This is a genomic window from Rhizobium sp. PP-F2F-G48 (assembly GCF_004342335.1).
Taxonomy (GTDB): domain Bacteria; phylum Pseudomonadota; class Alphaproteobacteria; order Rhizobiales; family Rhizobiaceae; genus Ferranicluibacter.
This window is the reverse complement of the sequence record NZ_SLVH01000006.1, coordinates 84,129-99,288: the sequence shown is the minus strand read 5'-3', so window position 1 is coordinate 99,288 and position 15,160 is coordinate 84,129. Positions and strand designations below refer to the sequence as shown.

Here is a 15,160-nt window from a genome sequence, read left to right as displayed (position 1 = left end):
AGATGGAGACGCTACCCGGTACGAATGCTGCCCGCATCGGTTCACTTCGCCCTATGTAAAACAAAAAACGGCCCGGGGAACCCCAGGCCGTTGCAATGCGATGAGGCCGATTGTCTCATCGGCTTTGGGGGCGGCTGTCCAGACGATGTCCGGTCGCGCCACGACCGGACACAGCGCGGCATGGAAGACCGTGTCAGCGTGGCGGCAGGGTCAGTTCCGTCCCGACATGCAGTCTTTCGGGAACCGGGTTGCCGTTTGCCCCGGCGATCGTCTTCCACTTCTCGCCGTCGCCATAGACCGACTTAGCGATGTCCCAAAGCGTGTCGCCCTTGACGACGACATGGCGGGTTTCGGCCGGGGCCGCTGCCGCCGGTTCCGGTGCCGGTGCCGGTGCGGGTGCCGCAGGCTCGGCCGGTGCGGGCGCAGCCGGTGTCGCGGGCGCGGCAGGGGCTGGCGGTGTCGCCGGCGGTGCAACGGATGGTGTTGCAGGCGCCTGAGCGGTCGTCGTCGGGGTCGTCGTCGGCGGGGCGGCGGGGGCCTGTTTTGCCGGGGGCACGTAGCTTGCCGGTGTCAGATCCGTGATGCGGCCATCGGTGTAGGGCTTGTAGGGATTGTGCGCGCCGAGATAGGCGGCCACGGCCTCTTCCAGATTGGGGCCGAAATCATAGGCGTTCTTCGCATTGGTCGCGAAAATCTTGAAGCCGTCGCCGCCGCCGCGCACATAGTTGTTGGTGACGACACCATAGGTCTTGGCAGGGTCGATCGGCACGAAGGCATCGCCTTCCTTCACCTCGACGCCACTGATGCGGCTGCCGACCGGCTTCGACCGGTCGAAGGCGTATTTCAGGCCGGCGACCTGGAGGAAGCGGCCGCCGCCGTCATCCACCTGGCTCACCGCATTTTCGAGCGCCGTCACGAGATCGGCGCCGGCCAGCTGGAAGGTGGCGATGGTGTTCTGGAAGGGCAGCACGGTCAGCACTTCGCCCATGGTCACCGGGCCGGCGTCGATCGGTGCGCGCAGCCCGCCGCCGTTTTGCAGCGCGATGGTGATGCCCTGATCCTTGACGCGGTCGAGTTGCGCATCGGCCAGCAGGTTGCCCATGCTGCATTCCCTCGCGCGGCAGATCTTCCGGTCGCCCTCGATGGGGGCGGAGGCCTCGCCCACCACCTTCTGCTTCAGTTCCTCGATCGGAGCCTTCAGCGCGTTGATGCGGGCTGTGAGCGTGGGGTCGGGCTGGAATTGGCTGTCGATCAGGATCGGCTCGCCGCTCGCTTCCTTGACCACGCCGGCATCGTCGAAGACGACTTTGAGATCGCCGAGATAGCGCGAATACTGGAAGGCCTGCACGACCGGCACCTTGTGGCCGTCGGGATTGTCGACCCAGGTCGGATAGGGCCCTTCGGCACCCTCGGCCGTGTTCGACAGCAGTGTGTGCGAGTGCCCGCCGACCACCACGTCCACATCCGGGATCTTGGCGATGGCCGAGAGATCGCGCGGGTAGCCGACATGGGTGAGCGCGATGATCTTGTTGACCCCTTGCGCCTTCAGGGCCGCAACCGCCTCGGTGATCTTGGCGACATCGTCTGCAATCGTGATGTTCGGGCCGGGATTGGCGATCTCCGGCGTATCGTTTGTAACGGCGCCGACGATGCCGATCTTCTGGCCGCCTTTCTCGATGACGATGGAGGGCTTGATGCGGTCGCCGATCTTGGCGGCGGCGCTCGGCACGACATTGGCGGTGACGACGGGAAACTGCACCTTGTCGAGGAAGGTCGCGAGGACGTCGTCGCTGTCGTCGAATTCATGATTGCCGACGGTCATGGCGTCGAACTTCATGGCGTTCAGCACCTCGGCTTCCGTCGCGCCCTTGTAGGTCGTGTAGAACAGGGAGCCCTGGAAGTTGTCGCCCGCATTCAGCAGAAGCGTGTTCTTGCCGGCGGCGTCGAGCGCGCCGCGCGTCGTGTTGATGGCGGTGAGCAGGCGGGCGGCGCCGCCGAAGCAGGCGTTCTTGGCTTCCTCCTCTGCAGAGCAGGTCGCATCGGACTTGTTGATCGCCTCGATGCGGGAGTGGAAGTCGTTGATATGAAGGATGTTCAGTTCGTAATCGGCAAAAGCGGCACCTGTGGACAGGGCCAGCAGGGACGCAGCCATCAGGCCGGTCTGCAGGGTGCGGATCATCACGATCTCCTCTTTGTCGAACGCAGGCCCGCTGCCGGGAATCCGGCACCGGACAACGGGATCGTTTCATCCCGCCGTCCCGACTTCAAGGAGAAAGAACGCGGCCCGGCCATTTTTGCCGCCGGGCGTGTAAAGGCGTTAGACGCGGCGCGACAGCGAGAACTGGGCGCCCGTATCCGTCGTGCAGTTCAGCTGCGAGGTCGTGACCATGGCGCAGTTGACCTTCTGCTGGGTCTTGCGAACCATCGAGGTCATGTTGATCTCGACCAGCTTCGGCGTGATGCTGACATAGCTGCCGGAGGCAAGCAGTTGGTTGGTGTCGGTCGTGCGGGTGGAGAAGGTTCCGCTCGCAAACGTCGAGACGATGCCGTTCGGATCGGCCCAGGTTCCCTCGACACCCACCGGCATGGCCTGGCTTCTCGGCATCTGGCTGACCTCGCGCGGGGCGGACTGGCAGGACGCGAGTGACGCAGCGACGGCGAGGGCGGTCATGATGGCTTTGGCGTTCATTGCAGGGTCTCCGTGATGCTCGGAACGATCGGAAAGTCGAAAAACCATGACGTGATCGAACCGTGTTTGCAAGCCGCGCGGGTGCAGCACACGCAGCGTTCGGTTACACAAGCGCCGAGGCGCGGCTTTCGGGAGACAGTCAGGGCGAGACGGGCACGAAAAGGCCCGGAACGGTGTCGTTCCGGGCCTTTGCTTGGCATGTGCAGGTTCGGATTACCGAACCAGGATGTTCTTGAACTGCCAGGGATCGCTCTCGTCGATCTCTTCCGGGAAGAGGCCCGGGCGGCCGTCGAGCGGGGTCCAGTCGGTGTAGTGGCCTTCGACCGGGCCGAGATAGGGCGTCTGCACTTCGAGGCAGCGCTTGTAGTCGATCTCGTCGGCTTCCACGATGCCGGCCTTCGGGTTTTCCAGCGCCCAGACCATGCCGGCGAGCACGGCCGAGGTCACCTGCAGGCCGGTCGCGTTCTGGTAGGGCGCAATGCGGCGGGTTTCCTCGAGCGACAGGCGCGAACCGAACCAGTAGGCGTTCTTGTCGTGGCCGTAGAGCAGGACGCCGAGTTCATCGACGCCATCCACGAGTTCGTTCTCGTCGAGAACGTGGAGGACCGGCTGCGGCGTGCCGCCATTGCCGAACATCTCGTGCAGCGACAGCACGGCATCGTTCGCCGGGTGATAGGCGTAGTGGCAGGTCGGGCGGAAGGTGACTTCGTCGTCCTTGCCGCGAACCGTGAAGTAGTCGGCAATCGAGATCGACTCGTTGTGCGTCACGAGGAAGCCGTACTGGGCGCCCGGCGTCGGGCACCAGGTGCGCACGCGGGTGTTGGCGCCGGGCTGTTCCAGGTAGATGGCGGCCTGGCAGCCCTTCTTGTGCTTCTTGGCGTTCTTCGGCATCCAGTTTTCATGGGTGCCCCAGCCAAGCTCGGCCGGCTGCAGGCCTTCCGAGATAAAGCCTTCGACGGACCATGTGTTCCAGAAGACGTTGAGCGGCTTCGGGTTCTTGGCGCGCTGCGTGTCGCGCTCGGCAATGTGGACGCCCTTGACGCCGACCTTCTTCATCAGCTTGGCCCAGCCTTCGCGGTCGTGCTGGTCCGGCTCGTCGAACTTGATGTCGAGATCGTTGGCAAGGTTCACCAGGGCCTGCTTGACGAACCAGGAGACCATGCCCGGGTTTGCGCCGCAGGTGGAAACAGCCGTCGTGCCGCCCGGGTTCTTCTTCTTCTCATGACGCATGGTCTCGCGCAGCGCGTAGTTGGTGCGCTCGGAGTTCTTCATGCTCTTGTCGAAGTAGAAGCCGAGCCAGGGCTCGACCACCGTGTCGATGTAGAGAACGTCGAGCTTGCGGCAGAGCTTCACGAGATCGACCGAGCCGGTATCGACCGACAGGTTGACGCAGAAGCCCTGGCCGCCGCCTTCCGTCAGGAGCGGCTTCAGCAGTTCCTTGTAGTTTTCCTTGGTGACGGCGGCCTTGATGTGCTTGACGCCGTGCTTCTTCAGGATCTTCAGGTCGGCCGCGTCTTCGCGCGGGTCGATGACGACCATCCGGCTCTTGTCATAGGTGAAATGCCGTTCGATCAGCGGCAGGGTGCCGCGACCGATGGAGCCGAAGCCGATCATGACGATCGGGCCGGTGATTTCGCCGTAAACCGGATGAGAGGCTTCCGCCATTTGGTCTTCTCCTGAACGTGTTCTTTTTCGGGGCAAGCCGATCCGGGTTCGGTCGGCTGCAGGCAATATGCGCGCCCCTAGATCATAAATCGATGTCACAATAAAGGGCAGCGTCTTTCGAAGATCCCTTAAATGAAGGCTTTGCCGGTGCCAAGGGGGCACGGGTCTGCGGGACGGCTCCGACAACACGTTCCGCCGATGAACCCTCCGCCAGAGACGTCAGGATTCGGTCAGCCGTGCGGGAATGAGGCCGCGCAGCGAATTGCCCATGAACAGCGTGCCCTTGCGGATGCCGTCGAGCGTCAGGCGCTCGACGCGCGCGCGGCGGGCGCAGATCAGCTCCGTGCGCAGGACGCCGGCCAGCAGGCCGCAGGCGATCGGCGGGGTCTTGAGAATGCCGGATCCGTCATCGAGAAACAGCGAGGTGATGGTCCCCTCGCAGGGTTCGCCGCGCTCGTTGAGCAGCAGCACCTCGTCCGCTTCCCCGGCCGGCCATTCCGCGCGCGCGGCGTCATAGGCGGCCCTTCGGCTGGTCTTGTAGCGCAGAAGCGGATCGGTCGAGGCGAGGCGGGTCTTCGCGAGGCGCACGCGCCAGACGGTGCCGGGCGGCTGGACCGCGAACGGCACGACGGCGATGTCGATGCGGCCGTCGTGCGCCAGTTCGAGCCGGACGCGGGCGGGCGCGGTCGCCTTTGCGACGGCGCGTTCGAGGTGGTCAGCGACATCGTCCGGCAGGGTGAAGCCGAGGCGCCGGGCGGAGCGGGACAGGCGGGCGATGTGCAGCCGGAGGCGCAGGAAGCCCGGATCAGGGCTTTCAGGCGGTTCGTAGCGCAGCGTTTCGATCAGGGTGAAACCGGTCATGGCGCAGGCCCCAGCGCCGGCGCCTCGTCTCCGAGCGCGAAGCGGGCCTTCAGCAGGCACTCGGCATATTCGGCCTCGGCCGTGGAATCGTAGACGATGCCGCCGCCGACATTGAAGACGGCCTCGCCGGTGTCGAAGAGCGACAATGTGCGGATGGCGACGCTGAAGCGCATGTCGCCGCCGGGCGCGATATGGCCGATGGCACCGCAATAGGCATCGCGCGGTCCGGTCTCCAGCCCGCTCAGGATCTCCATCGCCCGGATCTTCGGGGCGCCCGTGACCGAGCCGCAGGGGAAGAGCGCCCGGAAGATGTCCGCGATGGCGAGGCCGGGCACGAGGTTCGCCCTGATATGGCTCACCATCTGATGGACGGTCGGATAGGTCTCGATGTCGAACAGACGGGTCACGTCCAGAGTGCCGACCGCGGTGATGCGGGAAATGTCGTTGCGCAGGAGATCGACGATCATGCGGTTTTCGGCCTGGGTCTTGCCGTCGGCCAGCATCGCCGCGACGATCGCCTCGTCTTCGCGCGGCGATGCACCGCGCGGGGCGGTGCCTTTCATCGGATGCGTCTCGATGATGCCCTCCGAAATCTGGAAAAACAGCTCCGGCGAGCGCGACAGAAGCGTCGGGCCGTCAAGGTTGACGAGCGCGCCGTAGCGCACGGGCTGACGCTCGATCAGCGACCAGAAGGCGTCGAGCGGATCGCCGTTCCAGCGCGCCGAGATCGGCATGGTGAGGTTCGCCTGGTAACAGTCGCCCTGCCGCAAGTGCCGGTGCAGCCTGTCGAAACGGTCGCGATAGGTGGCGAAATCCCAGGCGGTGCGCGGCCCAGTGAGGAACGGCGTGTTGTCGCGGCGGCGGCGGGGTGCGGCGAGGGGGTGGGCGTCCTCCGCCGGGCCGGAAAAGACGCCGAAGGAGAGGAGCGGGGTTTCCCGATCGTCCTGCGCGAGCGGCGCCAGCCGTTCCTCGAACAGATAGCCGGCCTCGTAGGCCATGAATCCGGCCAGCCAGCGGCCGTCGGCCTTCGCCGCCTCCATCCGGGCCAGGGCCGGCATGACCTCGGCGCGGGTGCGGGCGGTGATGATCTCCAGCGGTTCGGCAAAGAGCGTCACGGTCTGCGTCATGTCGTCGCTGAAGAGGATAAACGGCTCGGGGGTCATGGGTTGCTTCCTGGTTCGGGTCGCCCCTCATCCGCCTGCCGGCACCTCTCCCCGCAAGCGAGGGGAGGGTTCGGGTGAGGGTGAGGGGCGCCGCAGGCTCCTAGACTGGCGTCACGCCGCGTCCAGAGCTTCCAGCTCGTCGATCAGGCCTTCGATCATCGACAGGCCCTTTTCCCAGAAGGCGGGATCGGTGGCGTCGAGGCCGAAGGGTGCGAGAAGTTCGCTGTGATGCTGGCTGCCGCCGGCCTTCAGCATCTCGAAATATTTCTGCTGGAAGCCGCCCTCCGCCTTCTCGTAGACGGCATAGAGCGAGTTCACGAGGCAATCGCCGAAGGCATAGGCGTAGACGTAGAAAGGCGAGTGGATGAAGTGAGGGATGTAGGCCCAATAGGTCTCGTAGCCTTCGGAAATCGCGATCGCCGGGCCTAGGCTCTCCGCCTGCACGGACAGCCAGAGCTGACCGATGGCCTCGGGCGTCAGTTCGCCATCCTTTCGCGCCGTGTGCAGCTTGCGCTCGAATTCGTAGAAGGCGATCTGGCGCACGACCGTGTTGATCATGTCCTCGACCTTCTGGGCGAGCATCGCCTTGCGTTCGCGCCGGTCCGTCGTGCGCTCCAGCAACGCGCGGAAGGTCAGCATCTCCCCGAAGACGGAGGCGGTTTCCGCCAGCGTCAGCGGCGTCGAGGCCATCAGGGCGCCTTGTCCGCCGGCCAGCACCTGGTGCACGCCATGGCCGAGTTCGTGGGCGAGCGTCATCACGTCGCGCGGCTTGCCCATGTAGTTCACGAGCACATAGGGGTGGGCCGAGGGCACGGTCGGATGCGCGAAGGCACCCGGCGCCTTGCCCGGGCGCACCGGCGCGTCGATCCAGCCGCCATCGAAGAAACGCTGCGCGATGGCTGCCATTTCGGGATCGAAGGCGCCATAGGCCGAAAGCACGGTCGCGCGCGCCTCGCTCCAGGGGATGACGTGGTTGGGCGCTTCGGGCAGCGGTGCGTTGCGGTCCCAGAAATTCATCCGCTCCATGCCGAGCCATTTCGCCTTCATCGCATAATAGCGGTGCGACAGGCGCGGATAGGCGGCGCGCACCGCCTGGGCCAGGGCGTCGACAACCTCGCGCTCCACCCGGTTGGCCAGGTGCCGGCTGTCGGCGATATCGGCAAAGCCGCGCCAGCGGTCGGAGATCTCCTTATCCTTGGCCAGCGTGTTGGTGATGAGCGCGAAGGTGCGGATATTCGCGCGGAAGGTGGCGGCCAGCGCCTGCGCAGCCTTGCGGCGGGTCTCCGGGTCCGGCTCCTGCAGAAGGCTCAGCGTCCGCTCCAGCGGCAGGTCCACGCCATCCACCGTGAAGGTCAGGGCGTTCATGGTCTCGTCGAACAGCCGGTTGAAGGCGCCGGCGCCGGTCATGGATTTTTCGAGAAACAGCTGCTCCAGCCGGTCGTCCAGCTGGTAGGGCTTGTCCATCCGCAGGTCGACGATCCAGGGGCGGTAATGCGCGGCGAGCGGGTCGGCGGCAAGCGCCGCCTCCAGCACCGCGTCGTCGATCCGGTTCATTTCCAGCGCGAAGAACAGAAGGTGGCTCGCATAGTCCGTCAGTTTGGCCTGCACGTCGCCGAAGAACTTGCCGATCTCGGGGTCGGAGGTGTCGGTGTAATAGGTGAGCCCGGCATAGGAACCGATGCGCCCCATGCGCTCTTCCAGTGCCTCGAATTCCTGCACGGCCTGGCCCAGGCCCTCGTCGCCGGTCCTGGCCGCAGCCTCGATCAGTTTGCCCTTCCACTTCGCCTCGAAGGCCAGGCATTCCGCGCCGGCCTTTTCCAGGTCGTCGCGAAAGAGCGGCGATCCGGGTGCGGGATAGAGATCCTCCAGCTTCCATGTGGGCAGGTCGCCGAGCGCCGCATCGACCGCTGCCGCAGAGGCCGCGTCCGTGGGGTTCATGAAGCGCTGCAGGGCGATCGAGGTCCGGGGGGAGAGGGTCATTGCGGTCACTCGCTTGCTTCGGCACGCCGGGGGCAGCCGGACATTTTCAGGAGGTCGGCCACAGGCCGGGAGAGGGCGCGTCGAGCCACGGGGCCGACCTTGCGCGGGGGCGGACCGTAACGTCCCCGTTGGTTAAAATGCAAGCCTTTCGCCAAACACCGTGTTCAATCCTTTGTGCCAGGAATGGACGCTCAAGGTGGCGCGCATGACGGTGCGCCGAAGACGTTGAGGAGGTCCCATGGCAGCGCAGATTCTCGTGATCGAGGACGATCCGGTCCAGCGTCGGATCCTGACGGGCATGATCGAGCGGCTCGGGCATATCGCCCATGTGGCAGAAAACGGGCGCGCGGGGCTTGAGTTGCTGCTGCGCCGCGGCGCGCGCATCGATGTCATCCTGCTCGACCTGATGATGCCGGAAATGGACGGCCACGCGGTGCTGGCGGCGCTCGCCGAGCGGCATATCTCGACGCCCGCCATCGTGCAGACCGGGCAGGGCGGCATCGAGACCGTGGTGCTCGCCATGCAGGCCGGCGCGTTCGATTTCGTGGTGAAGCCGGTGTCGCCGGAGCGGCTGGCCGTGGCGCTCGGCAATGCGCTGAAGCAGTCCGGCCGTCCCGCCCGCGGCTCTGCCGGCCGACGCAGCCGGGGCGACGTCGTCCGCTTCGAGGATGTCGTGTCGGCCAGCGAGGCGATGATCCGCGTGCTCGATCTGGCCAAGCGCGCCGCCCAGTCGAGCATTCCCGTCGTGCTCGAAGGCGAATCGGGCGTGGGCAAGGAAATGGTGGCCCGCGCCATCCAGTCCGGCAGCGACCGGGCGGGCAAACCCTTCATCACCGTCAATTGCGGCGCGATCCCGGCCAATCTCGTGGAGAGCATCCTGTTCGGCCATGAGAAGGGCGCCTTCACCGGTGCAACCGAAAAGCATGCCGGCAAGTTCGTCGAGGCGGACGGCGGCACGCTGTTCCTCGACGAGATCGGCGACCTGCCGCTCGCCGTGCAGGTCAAGCTGTTGCGCGCCGTGCAGCAGGGCGAGATCGAGACGGTGGGTGCGCGCATGCCCCAGAAGGTCGATGTGCGGCTGATCTCGGCCACCAACAAGGACCTGATCACCGAAGTGCGCGAGGGCCGGTTCCGGGAGGATCTCTACTACCGGCTCAACGTCTTCCCCATCGCCATTCCCGCGCTGCGCCGCCGCAAGGAGGACATTCCGCTCCTCGTACGCAATTTCGTCGAGATCTTCTCGGGCGAGCAGCGGCTGGCGAAAACCCTGACCGTCAGCCACGCCGCGATGGCCCTGCTGACGGCCTATGACTGGCCGGGCAATATCCGCGAGCTGGAAAGCGCGATCTATCGCGCCGTGGTCATGGCCGAGCGTCCCGAACTCGACATCGCCGATTTCCCGCAGCTCGCCGTCACCCTTCCGGATCTTCATGCCCAGGGTGCCGTGCCGCATCTGACGCCCGAACCGTTTCGCACCGAGCCTCTGGTCGGCACGGCCGCGAACCCCGGTCACACCGCGCATGGCGGCCCGGCGCACGCCGGCTCAAACATCGCGCCCTCCGAGCGGCGGGCGATTCGTTCCGGCGAGACGGTGGTTGTCGAGCAGGCCATTCTGAGCGTCGATGCCGGCGGCCATGTGCGCAAACTGGCCGAGGTCGAAGAGGAACTGATCCGCTTCGCGCTCAAGTTCTATCGCGGGCAGATGAGCCAGGTGGCGCGCAAGCTCGGCATCGGACGCTCGACGCTCTACCGAAAGCTCAAGGATTACGGCATCGATCCGGATGATCCGTTCTCAGAAGCCGCCTGAATGCCGCCGATATTCGGCGCGAAAAGCCGCCTGCCAGGACATCCTTGCCTCAAGCCTTCGTCAAAATCTTTCGCTGTCGTTTAGACCTTGTTAGTGATCCGTTCACTATATTATAAGGATAAGTGACGACTGTGGCATAAATGCCATGCTGTCACCGTATTTGACAGTCAACTGGATGGCCGCAGGGAGCGGCGCGTCCGTCGACGGGGAAGAAGGTTTGCAGGATTTGTCGGGAATGATAACGCCTTTCGGCGCCAAAGTGCGCGACCTTTGCAGCCGTTGGGCCGGGCGTATGCCGCGTCTTCTCGGATCGCTTGTCATCGCTGCATCCATGGTGACGCCGGGCGTGGTGCCGGCCGTCGAGGCTGCCGGCCAGACCCGGACGCTCAAGATCTTGTTCATTCACACCCGCGAGAAGGCCGAAATCACCTTCAAGCGCAATGGCCGCTATGACCCGAAGGGTCTGCAGCAGGTCAACAACATGCTGCGCGACTGGCGCCGCAACGAGCCGACGAAGATGGACCCGCGTCTTCTCGACCTGATCTGGGAAGTCTACCAGAAGAGCGGCTCGCGCGATTACATCCACGTCGTTTCCGCCTATCGCTCACCTGCCACCAACGGCATGCTGCGCTCGCGCACCAAGGGCGTCGCCAAGAAGAGCCAGCACATGCTCGGCAAGGCGATGGACTTTTATCTTCCCGACGTGAAGCTGAAGACGCTGCGCGAAATCGGCATGAAATTCCAGGTCGGCGGCGTCGGTTATTATCCGACCTCCGGTTCCCCCTTCGTCCATATGGACGTCGGCGGCGTGCGTGCCTGGCCGCGCATGAGCCGCGGCGAACTCGTTCGCCTGTTCCCGGACGGCAAGACCATGCACCTTCCCTCCGACGGCTCGCCGCTTCCCGGCTATGAGCAGGCGGTTGCGGATTACAAGCGCCGTGTCGGCTCCAGCGCCATCGAAGTCGCCGGTGGCGGCACCAAGGGTGCGGGCGATCGCGACACCAAGCGCGGCGGCAAGAACCTCTTCGCCATGCTGTTTGGCAGCGGCGACGAGGACGAGGATGCAACGGCGATCGCCAGCGGTGCCGACAGCGACGATTCCGAAGCCCCCGCCCAGGCCCGGACCACCAAGCCTGCCGCCGCTCCGGTTCAGCAGCCCGTTCTCGCCGGTGTCGAAGGTGCCGAAGACGGTCCCGTCGTTGCCGAGCAGACGCTCAAGGCGCCGGTACCGCTCGTGCGGCCCGCTTTCCAGGAAGCCGATACGGCGGTTCAGACGGCGCTCGTCGCGCCGCAGCGGAATGCTGCGCAGGATGCTCTGGCTGCAGCGCTGCCCGATGAGCCTCAGACGGGCGAGTTTGCCGACCTCCGGAGCTACAAGGTGCCCGTGCCCATGGCACGCCAGACCGACCCGCAGGGTAGCGAAGCGCTGCTCGCCAGCGCCAATCCGGGTGCGGACCCGAATGCCATGACGGAAGATTCCGAGGCGCTCGGCTTCGTTCCGGTCCCGGCCCTTCGGCCGGCCGGGGAAGCCGCGCTGATGGCGGTCGCCCAGGCCGATGTCGCCGGTGCGCCCGCCGGCATGGCCGCAGAGCCGCTCCCGACACCCACGACGACGGCTCCGGCCGTGGTTGCCACCGCCGAAGTTCCGCTGGAGACGGCGGCGGAAGCTCGCGCCAAGGTCGCGCTCGCCGCCCCGACCGTCGGCACCGTGCCGGCCGAACGGCCGGAAAGCGTGGCCTCCGTACCGGCCCGCATCGCGGCCCCGGCCCAGGACGCCACCCGTATGGCAGCGGCGACACCGCCGCCGGTGCGCCCGTCGCCGCCAGTGGAGCTTGCCTCCTACGCGCCGTCGCCGTCCGCCTCTCCGCGGGATCCGTTCGGCAGCGCGTTCGATGTGCCGGCCGAAGCGCCGACCAAGGCCGCGCGCCCGAAGAAGGTGCAGGCGGATGCCGCGCATCGGTCCTCGGTTCGCACGGAGCCGAAGCTGACGCAGAAGATCATTGCGGAATGGGCGCTCTCGACCAGCCGCATGGCGACGCTGTCGAAGCCGGTCAAGGCGCCGCGTTTCGTGTCCCGTTCGCTGCGCGCATCGCCGACCACCGTCTATTCCGCAGGCTTCACCACCGGCCCGGCGGCATCCGATACCAGCAAGTTCAGCGGCACGGCCGTCAACTTCATGGAAGTCAAGCGGTTCAACTGATGGCTGCGGCGCTCGATCGCCGCGCGCGTGGCCAGGCGAGGTCCAAGATGCATGAATGCCCCGGAAAACCGGGGCATTTCTGTCTCTATACGGTAAAAACCCCTAGAAATAGATCTTTTGGTTGTGATGCTGTGCGGATTTTGACAATGTCTGCCAAGACTTACTGCAAGTCGGCATTCGGAGTCCCGTCATGGCCAGCAAGACGCCATCGTTGCTTTCGCCGTTGCGCGCGGAATGGCGCGACCTTCGCACCGTTCCGAGCCATCGCTATTTCGCGTCCAATCCGGTGGTCGATCGCCTGCGACGGGCGGTGCCGTTCGACTACATTTCGATCAGCGGACTGGACCTCGAAGGCTATCGGTTCGGTCAGGGCGCGTCCGTCGATACCGATCTGCCGCCGGCCTTCATAGAGACCTATGTTCGGGAGCAGCTTTACCAGATCGATCCTATCGTCGAGGCGGTCCACACGGGCCAGCTCGTCGTCGAGGCAGAGGTGTTTGCAGGCGTGCCGAGGCCCGAGCTTCTCGATCGGGTCTTGTCCACCTTCCATGTCTACAATCGGACGCTGGTGCCGGTGACGCGGTCCTCCGTCGTCTACGGCGTCGTCATGTTCAGCCGGCAGACACCCTTCGACAGCGAGGAGATCGCGTTTCTCACGCTGATCGCTCCCTCCGTGCATGCCGCCGTGACACGGCCGCTGATGGAGCGCTTCGCGGCAGCCCATCTGCGCCTGTCACGCGGCGAGGTCGCCTGCCTGATGCAGGCCAGCCACGGGCTGACCAGCGAGGGCATCGCGCGGGTGACCGGCTATCAGAACGATACGGTCAACAGCTACATCAAGTCGGCGATCAAGAAGCTCGGTGCCGCCAACCGAACGCACGCCATCGCCGATGCCATCCGGCGCAGCCTCATCCACTGACATGCCGCCGGCGCCAGGCGTCTCTGCGTGGCCCAGAAACGAAAACGCCGCCCGTCGATCCCGACGCGCGGCGTTGATGGTGGCTGCGGTCGGGGCCGCAGAGCCTGCTATTCCATGCCGAGCGCGGCCATATAGGTCTGGAGGATCGTTTCCTCCTCGATGCGCTCGTTCGCATCCTTCTTGCGCAGGCGGATGATCGTGCGGATGGCCTTGGTGTCGTAGCCGCGGCCCTTGGCCTCGCCCATGACGTCCTTGATATCGTCGGCAATCGCAGCCTTTTCCTCTTCCAGGCGCTCGATACGCTCGATGAACTGGCGAAGCTCGGCAGCGGCGACGTTTTCCACGCCCGTTTCCGGGATTGTTCTCTCGTCCATTCCTGTTGTCCTTTTCGTTCAGGCTGTTTGATTGACCATGCATCGTGCCGTCCGGCCGGAAAAGGCAATGACGGGATGCGGAAATTTCGGAGGCGTTCGGGTCTTCTGGGCCTCATGCCCGGCTGGGCCGTCACCTGCCGTGAAGCGGCGTCGAGGTCAAGTTGTTTTGCGCAAAGAATGCGGCGGGCGGAAGGGCGTGTGCACCCTTGTCGCCGACCTCATTCCTTCGGGCGGGCGATCTCGAAGGCCGCCTGCTGATCGGCATTCGCCTCGCGCTGGTGCTTCTCGCGCCATTCGTCGTAGGGCATGCCATAGACGATCTCGCGGGATCGCTCCTTGGTCAAGGGCTGGCCGCTGGCCTCGGCCGCGTCGCGGTACCAGTTCGACAGGCAGTTCCGGCAGAAACCCGCAAGAGTCATCAGGTCGATGTTCTGCACGTCGCTGCGCGTGTCGAGATGCGCCAGCAGGCGCCGGAAGGCGGCGGCCTCGAAGGCGGTGCGCTGGTCCGGCGTCAGGTCGGGCATGCCGGATGTGGGGGCGGAGGTGGGGGCGGCGGTCGTGTCTGGCATGGGGATGTCCTTTCGGTCGGCAGTGCGGGCAGGCGGCGAAGAGGGCAGGGCGCTCGGGCCCCAGGGTATCACGTGGCGTAGGGTCCCGTGCGGGAGGGGTGTCGTTCGCTCAGGTGCAGGTCGTGCCGGGCGTTCAGCCGCTCGAAGATCGGCGCCAGCCGGTCGACCCAGGCGGCAACGCCTTCCGGTGTCGCGATCTGGTCCTGGCGCACCTCGATCAGCGCATGCGGCATGCCGGTCTCCATGCAATGCCGGTAGAGCGTGTCGCCCCGCAGCGCCCCGTCATAGGGCTCGTTGTCGCCGACCACGACATCGCCGGGTTCGCGCAGCGCCGCGAGCAGCGGCAGCACCGCACGCGCGTCCGTATCCCAGAGCACGGTGACGTGCCAGGGCCGGGGCACGCCCTTCCAGGCCGGCGTGAACGAATGCAGCGACAGGATCAGCGGCGTTCGTCCGCCGGCCTCCGCGACCTCGGCAAGGGTGCCGGCCACGGCCCGGTGGTAGGGGCGGTGGAACCCGTCCAGCCGCGCTTCGGCTTCCTCCGGAGACAAGGGATGATTGCCCGGGATGATCGCGCCGTCGGAAATCTTCATGATCAGGGTCGGATCGTCCTCGCCCCGGTTGGGATCGATCAGCAGGCGCGAGAAGCGGCTCATCACCGCGGGCACGTCGAGCCGCGCGGCCAGTTGCCGGATCAGCGGCTCCACGCCGATGTCATAGGCGATGTGCCGTTCGAAGGCGCTTTCGGGCAGGCCGAGCGTGCCGTAGCGGAGTGGCAGCCGGTTGGTCGCGTGGTCGCCGAGCAGCACGAGCCCGCTGCGCATCTCGCCTCTGATGATCTCGAACGGCGCCTCGTCGGCCATGGGTTCAACCTCTTTGCATGCCTTTAGAATTTGGATGACATGCGGAAAAGGCGATCGCAAGGCGGCGGCG

Annotated in this window: 12 protein-coding genes; 3 read left to right on the top strand and 9 right to left on the bottom strand. The window is 65.7% G+C overall.

Features of this window, described 5'->3' with window-relative positions; all coding sequences use genetic code 11:
* Window positions 1-193 precede the first annotated feature (193 nt).
* From C8J36_RS15145 to C8J36_RS15120, 6 genes are all read right to left on the bottom strand, one after another.
* Window positions 194-2,179 carry a bifunctional metallophosphatase/5'-nucleotidase gene (locus C8J36_RS15145; protein WP_132536062.1) on the bottom strand — a complete coding sequence of 662 codons (1,986 nt, stop codon included), beginning with the start codon at window positions 2,177-2,179 and terminating at the stop codon, window positions 194-196.
* 138 nt (window positions 2,180-2,317) lie between these two features.
* Window positions 2,318-2,689 carry an outer membrane lipoprotein Omp10 gene (gene omp10, locus C8J36_RS15140; RefSeq protein WP_062595848.1) on the bottom strand — a complete coding sequence of 124 codons (372 nt, stop codon included), beginning with the start codon at window positions 2,687-2,689 and terminating at the stop codon, window positions 2,318-2,320.
* Between the two features lie 213 nt (window positions 2,690-2,902).
* Window positions 2,903-4,354: a homospermidine synthase gene (locus tag C8J36_RS15135; RefSeq protein ID WP_062595847.1), complete on the bottom strand. Its 1,452-nt coding sequence runs from the start codon at window positions 4,352-4,354 to the stop codon at window positions 2,903-2,905.
* Between the two features lie 219 nt (window positions 4,355-4,573).
* A complete protein-coding gene (locus C8J36_RS15130; protein WP_132536060.1) occupies window positions 4,574-5,215 on the bottom strand; it encodes an aminotransferase class IV family protein in 642 nt (213 codons plus the stop codon).
* Window positions 5,212-6,378 carry an aminodeoxychorismate synthase component I gene (locus tag C8J36_RS15125; RefSeq protein ID WP_132536058.1) on the bottom strand — a complete coding sequence of 389 codons (1,167 nt, stop codon included), beginning with the start codon at window positions 6,376-6,378 and terminating at the stop codon, window positions 5,212-5,214. The genes C8J36_RS15130 and C8J36_RS15125 overlap by 4 nt, the downstream gene beginning before the upstream one ends.
* Before the next feature lie 111 nt (window positions 6,379-6,489).
* Window positions 6,490-8,316, bottom strand: a complete 1,827-nt coding sequence (locus tag C8J36_RS15120; protein ID WP_207897521.1) for a M3 family oligoendopeptidase — start codon at window positions 8,314-8,316, stop codon at window positions 6,490-6,492.
* Between the two features lie 280 nt (window positions 8,317-8,596).
* On the opposite strand from C8J36_RS15120, the gene C8J36_RS15115 reads away from it, so the two are divergent.
* From C8J36_RS15115 to C8J36_RS15105, 3 genes are all read left to right on the top strand, one after another.
* On the top strand, window positions 8,597-10,165 hold the full coding sequence (locus tag C8J36_RS15115) for a sigma-54 dependent transcriptional regulator (protein ID WP_132536054.1): 1,569 nt from the start codon (window positions 8,597-8,599) through the stop codon (window positions 10,163-10,165).
* A 217-nt stretch (window positions 10,166-10,382) separates the two neighbouring features.
* Complete coding sequence (locus C8J36_RS15110) at window positions 10,383-12,365, top strand: DUF882 domain-containing protein (protein WP_132536052.1); 1,983 nt, start codon at window positions 10,383-10,385, stop codon at window positions 12,363-12,365.
* A 190-nt stretch (window positions 12,366-12,555) separates the two neighbouring features.
* Window positions 12,556-13,284, top strand: coding sequence for a LuxR C-terminal-related transcriptional regulator (locus tag C8J36_RS15105; RefSeq protein WP_132536050.1), 729 nt, complete (start codon window positions 12,556-12,558; stop codon window positions 13,282-13,284).
* Between the two features lie 107 nt (window positions 13,285-13,391).
* Here C8J36_RS15105 and C8J36_RS15100 read toward each other — a convergent pair whose 3' ends face one another.
* From C8J36_RS15100 to C8J36_RS15090, 3 genes are all read right to left on the bottom strand, one after another.
* Complete coding sequence (locus C8J36_RS15100; protein ID WP_092989277.1) at window positions 13,392-13,658, bottom strand: DUF2312 domain-containing protein; 267 nt, start codon at window positions 13,656-13,658, stop codon at window positions 13,392-13,394.
* A gap of 218 nt (window positions 13,659-13,876) precedes the next feature.
* A complete protein-coding gene (locus C8J36_RS15095) occupies window positions 13,877-14,182 on the bottom strand; it encodes a DUF1244 domain-containing protein (RefSeq protein WP_132536313.1) in 306 nt (101 codons plus the stop codon).
* 113 nt (window positions 14,183-14,295) lie between these two features.
* The gene (locus C8J36_RS15090) at window positions 14,296-15,090 is read right to left on the bottom strand and encodes an N-formylglutamate amidohydrolase (RefSeq protein WP_132536048.1); all 795 of its coding nucleotides are present in this window, start codon (window positions 15,088-15,090) and stop codon (window positions 14,296-14,298) included.
* Window positions 15,091-15,160 lie beyond the last annotated feature (70 nt).

Coding starts and splice junctions, on each gene's coding strand:
- C8J36_RS15145 (WP_132536062.1), bottom strand. CDS start 2,179: ATGATCCGCACCCTGCAGACCGGCCTGATGGCTGCGTCCCTGCTGGCC.
- omp10 (WP_062595848.1), bottom strand. CDS start 2,689: ATGAACGCCAAAGCCATCATGACCGCCCTCGCCGTCGCTGCGTCACTC.
- C8J36_RS15135 (WP_062595847.1), bottom strand. CDS start 4,354: ATGGCGGAAGCCTCTCATCCGGTTTACGGCGAAATCACCGGCCCGATC.
- C8J36_RS15130 (WP_132536060.1), bottom strand. CDS start 5,215: ATGACCGGTTTCACCCTGATCGAAACGCTGCGCTACGAACCGCCTGAA.
- C8J36_RS15125 (WP_132536058.1), bottom strand. CDS start 6,378: ATGACCCCCGAGCCGTTTATCCTCTTCAGCGACGACATGACGCAGACC.
- C8J36_RS15120 (WP_207897521.1), bottom strand. CDS start 8,316: ATGAACCCCACGGACGCGGCCTCTGCGGCAGCGGTCGATGCGGCGCTC.
- C8J36_RS15115 (WP_132536054.1), top strand. CDS start 8,597: ATGGCAGCGCAGATTCTCGTGATCGAGGACGATCCGGTCCAGCGTCGG.
- C8J36_RS15105 (WP_132536050.1), top strand. CDS start 12,556: ATGGCCAGCAAGACGCCATCGTTGCTTTCGCCGTTGCGCGCGGAATGG.
- C8J36_RS15100 (WP_092989277.1), bottom strand. CDS start 13,658: ATGGACGAGAGAACAATCCCGGAAACGGGCGTGGAAAACGTCGCCGCT.
- C8J36_RS15095 (WP_132536313.1), bottom strand. CDS start 14,182: ATGCCCGACCTGACGCCGGACCAGCGCACCGCCTTCGAGGCCGCCGCC.
- C8J36_RS15090 (WP_132536048.1), bottom strand. CDS start 15,090: ATGGCCGACGAGGCGCCGTTCGAGATCATCAGAGGCGAGATGCGCAGC.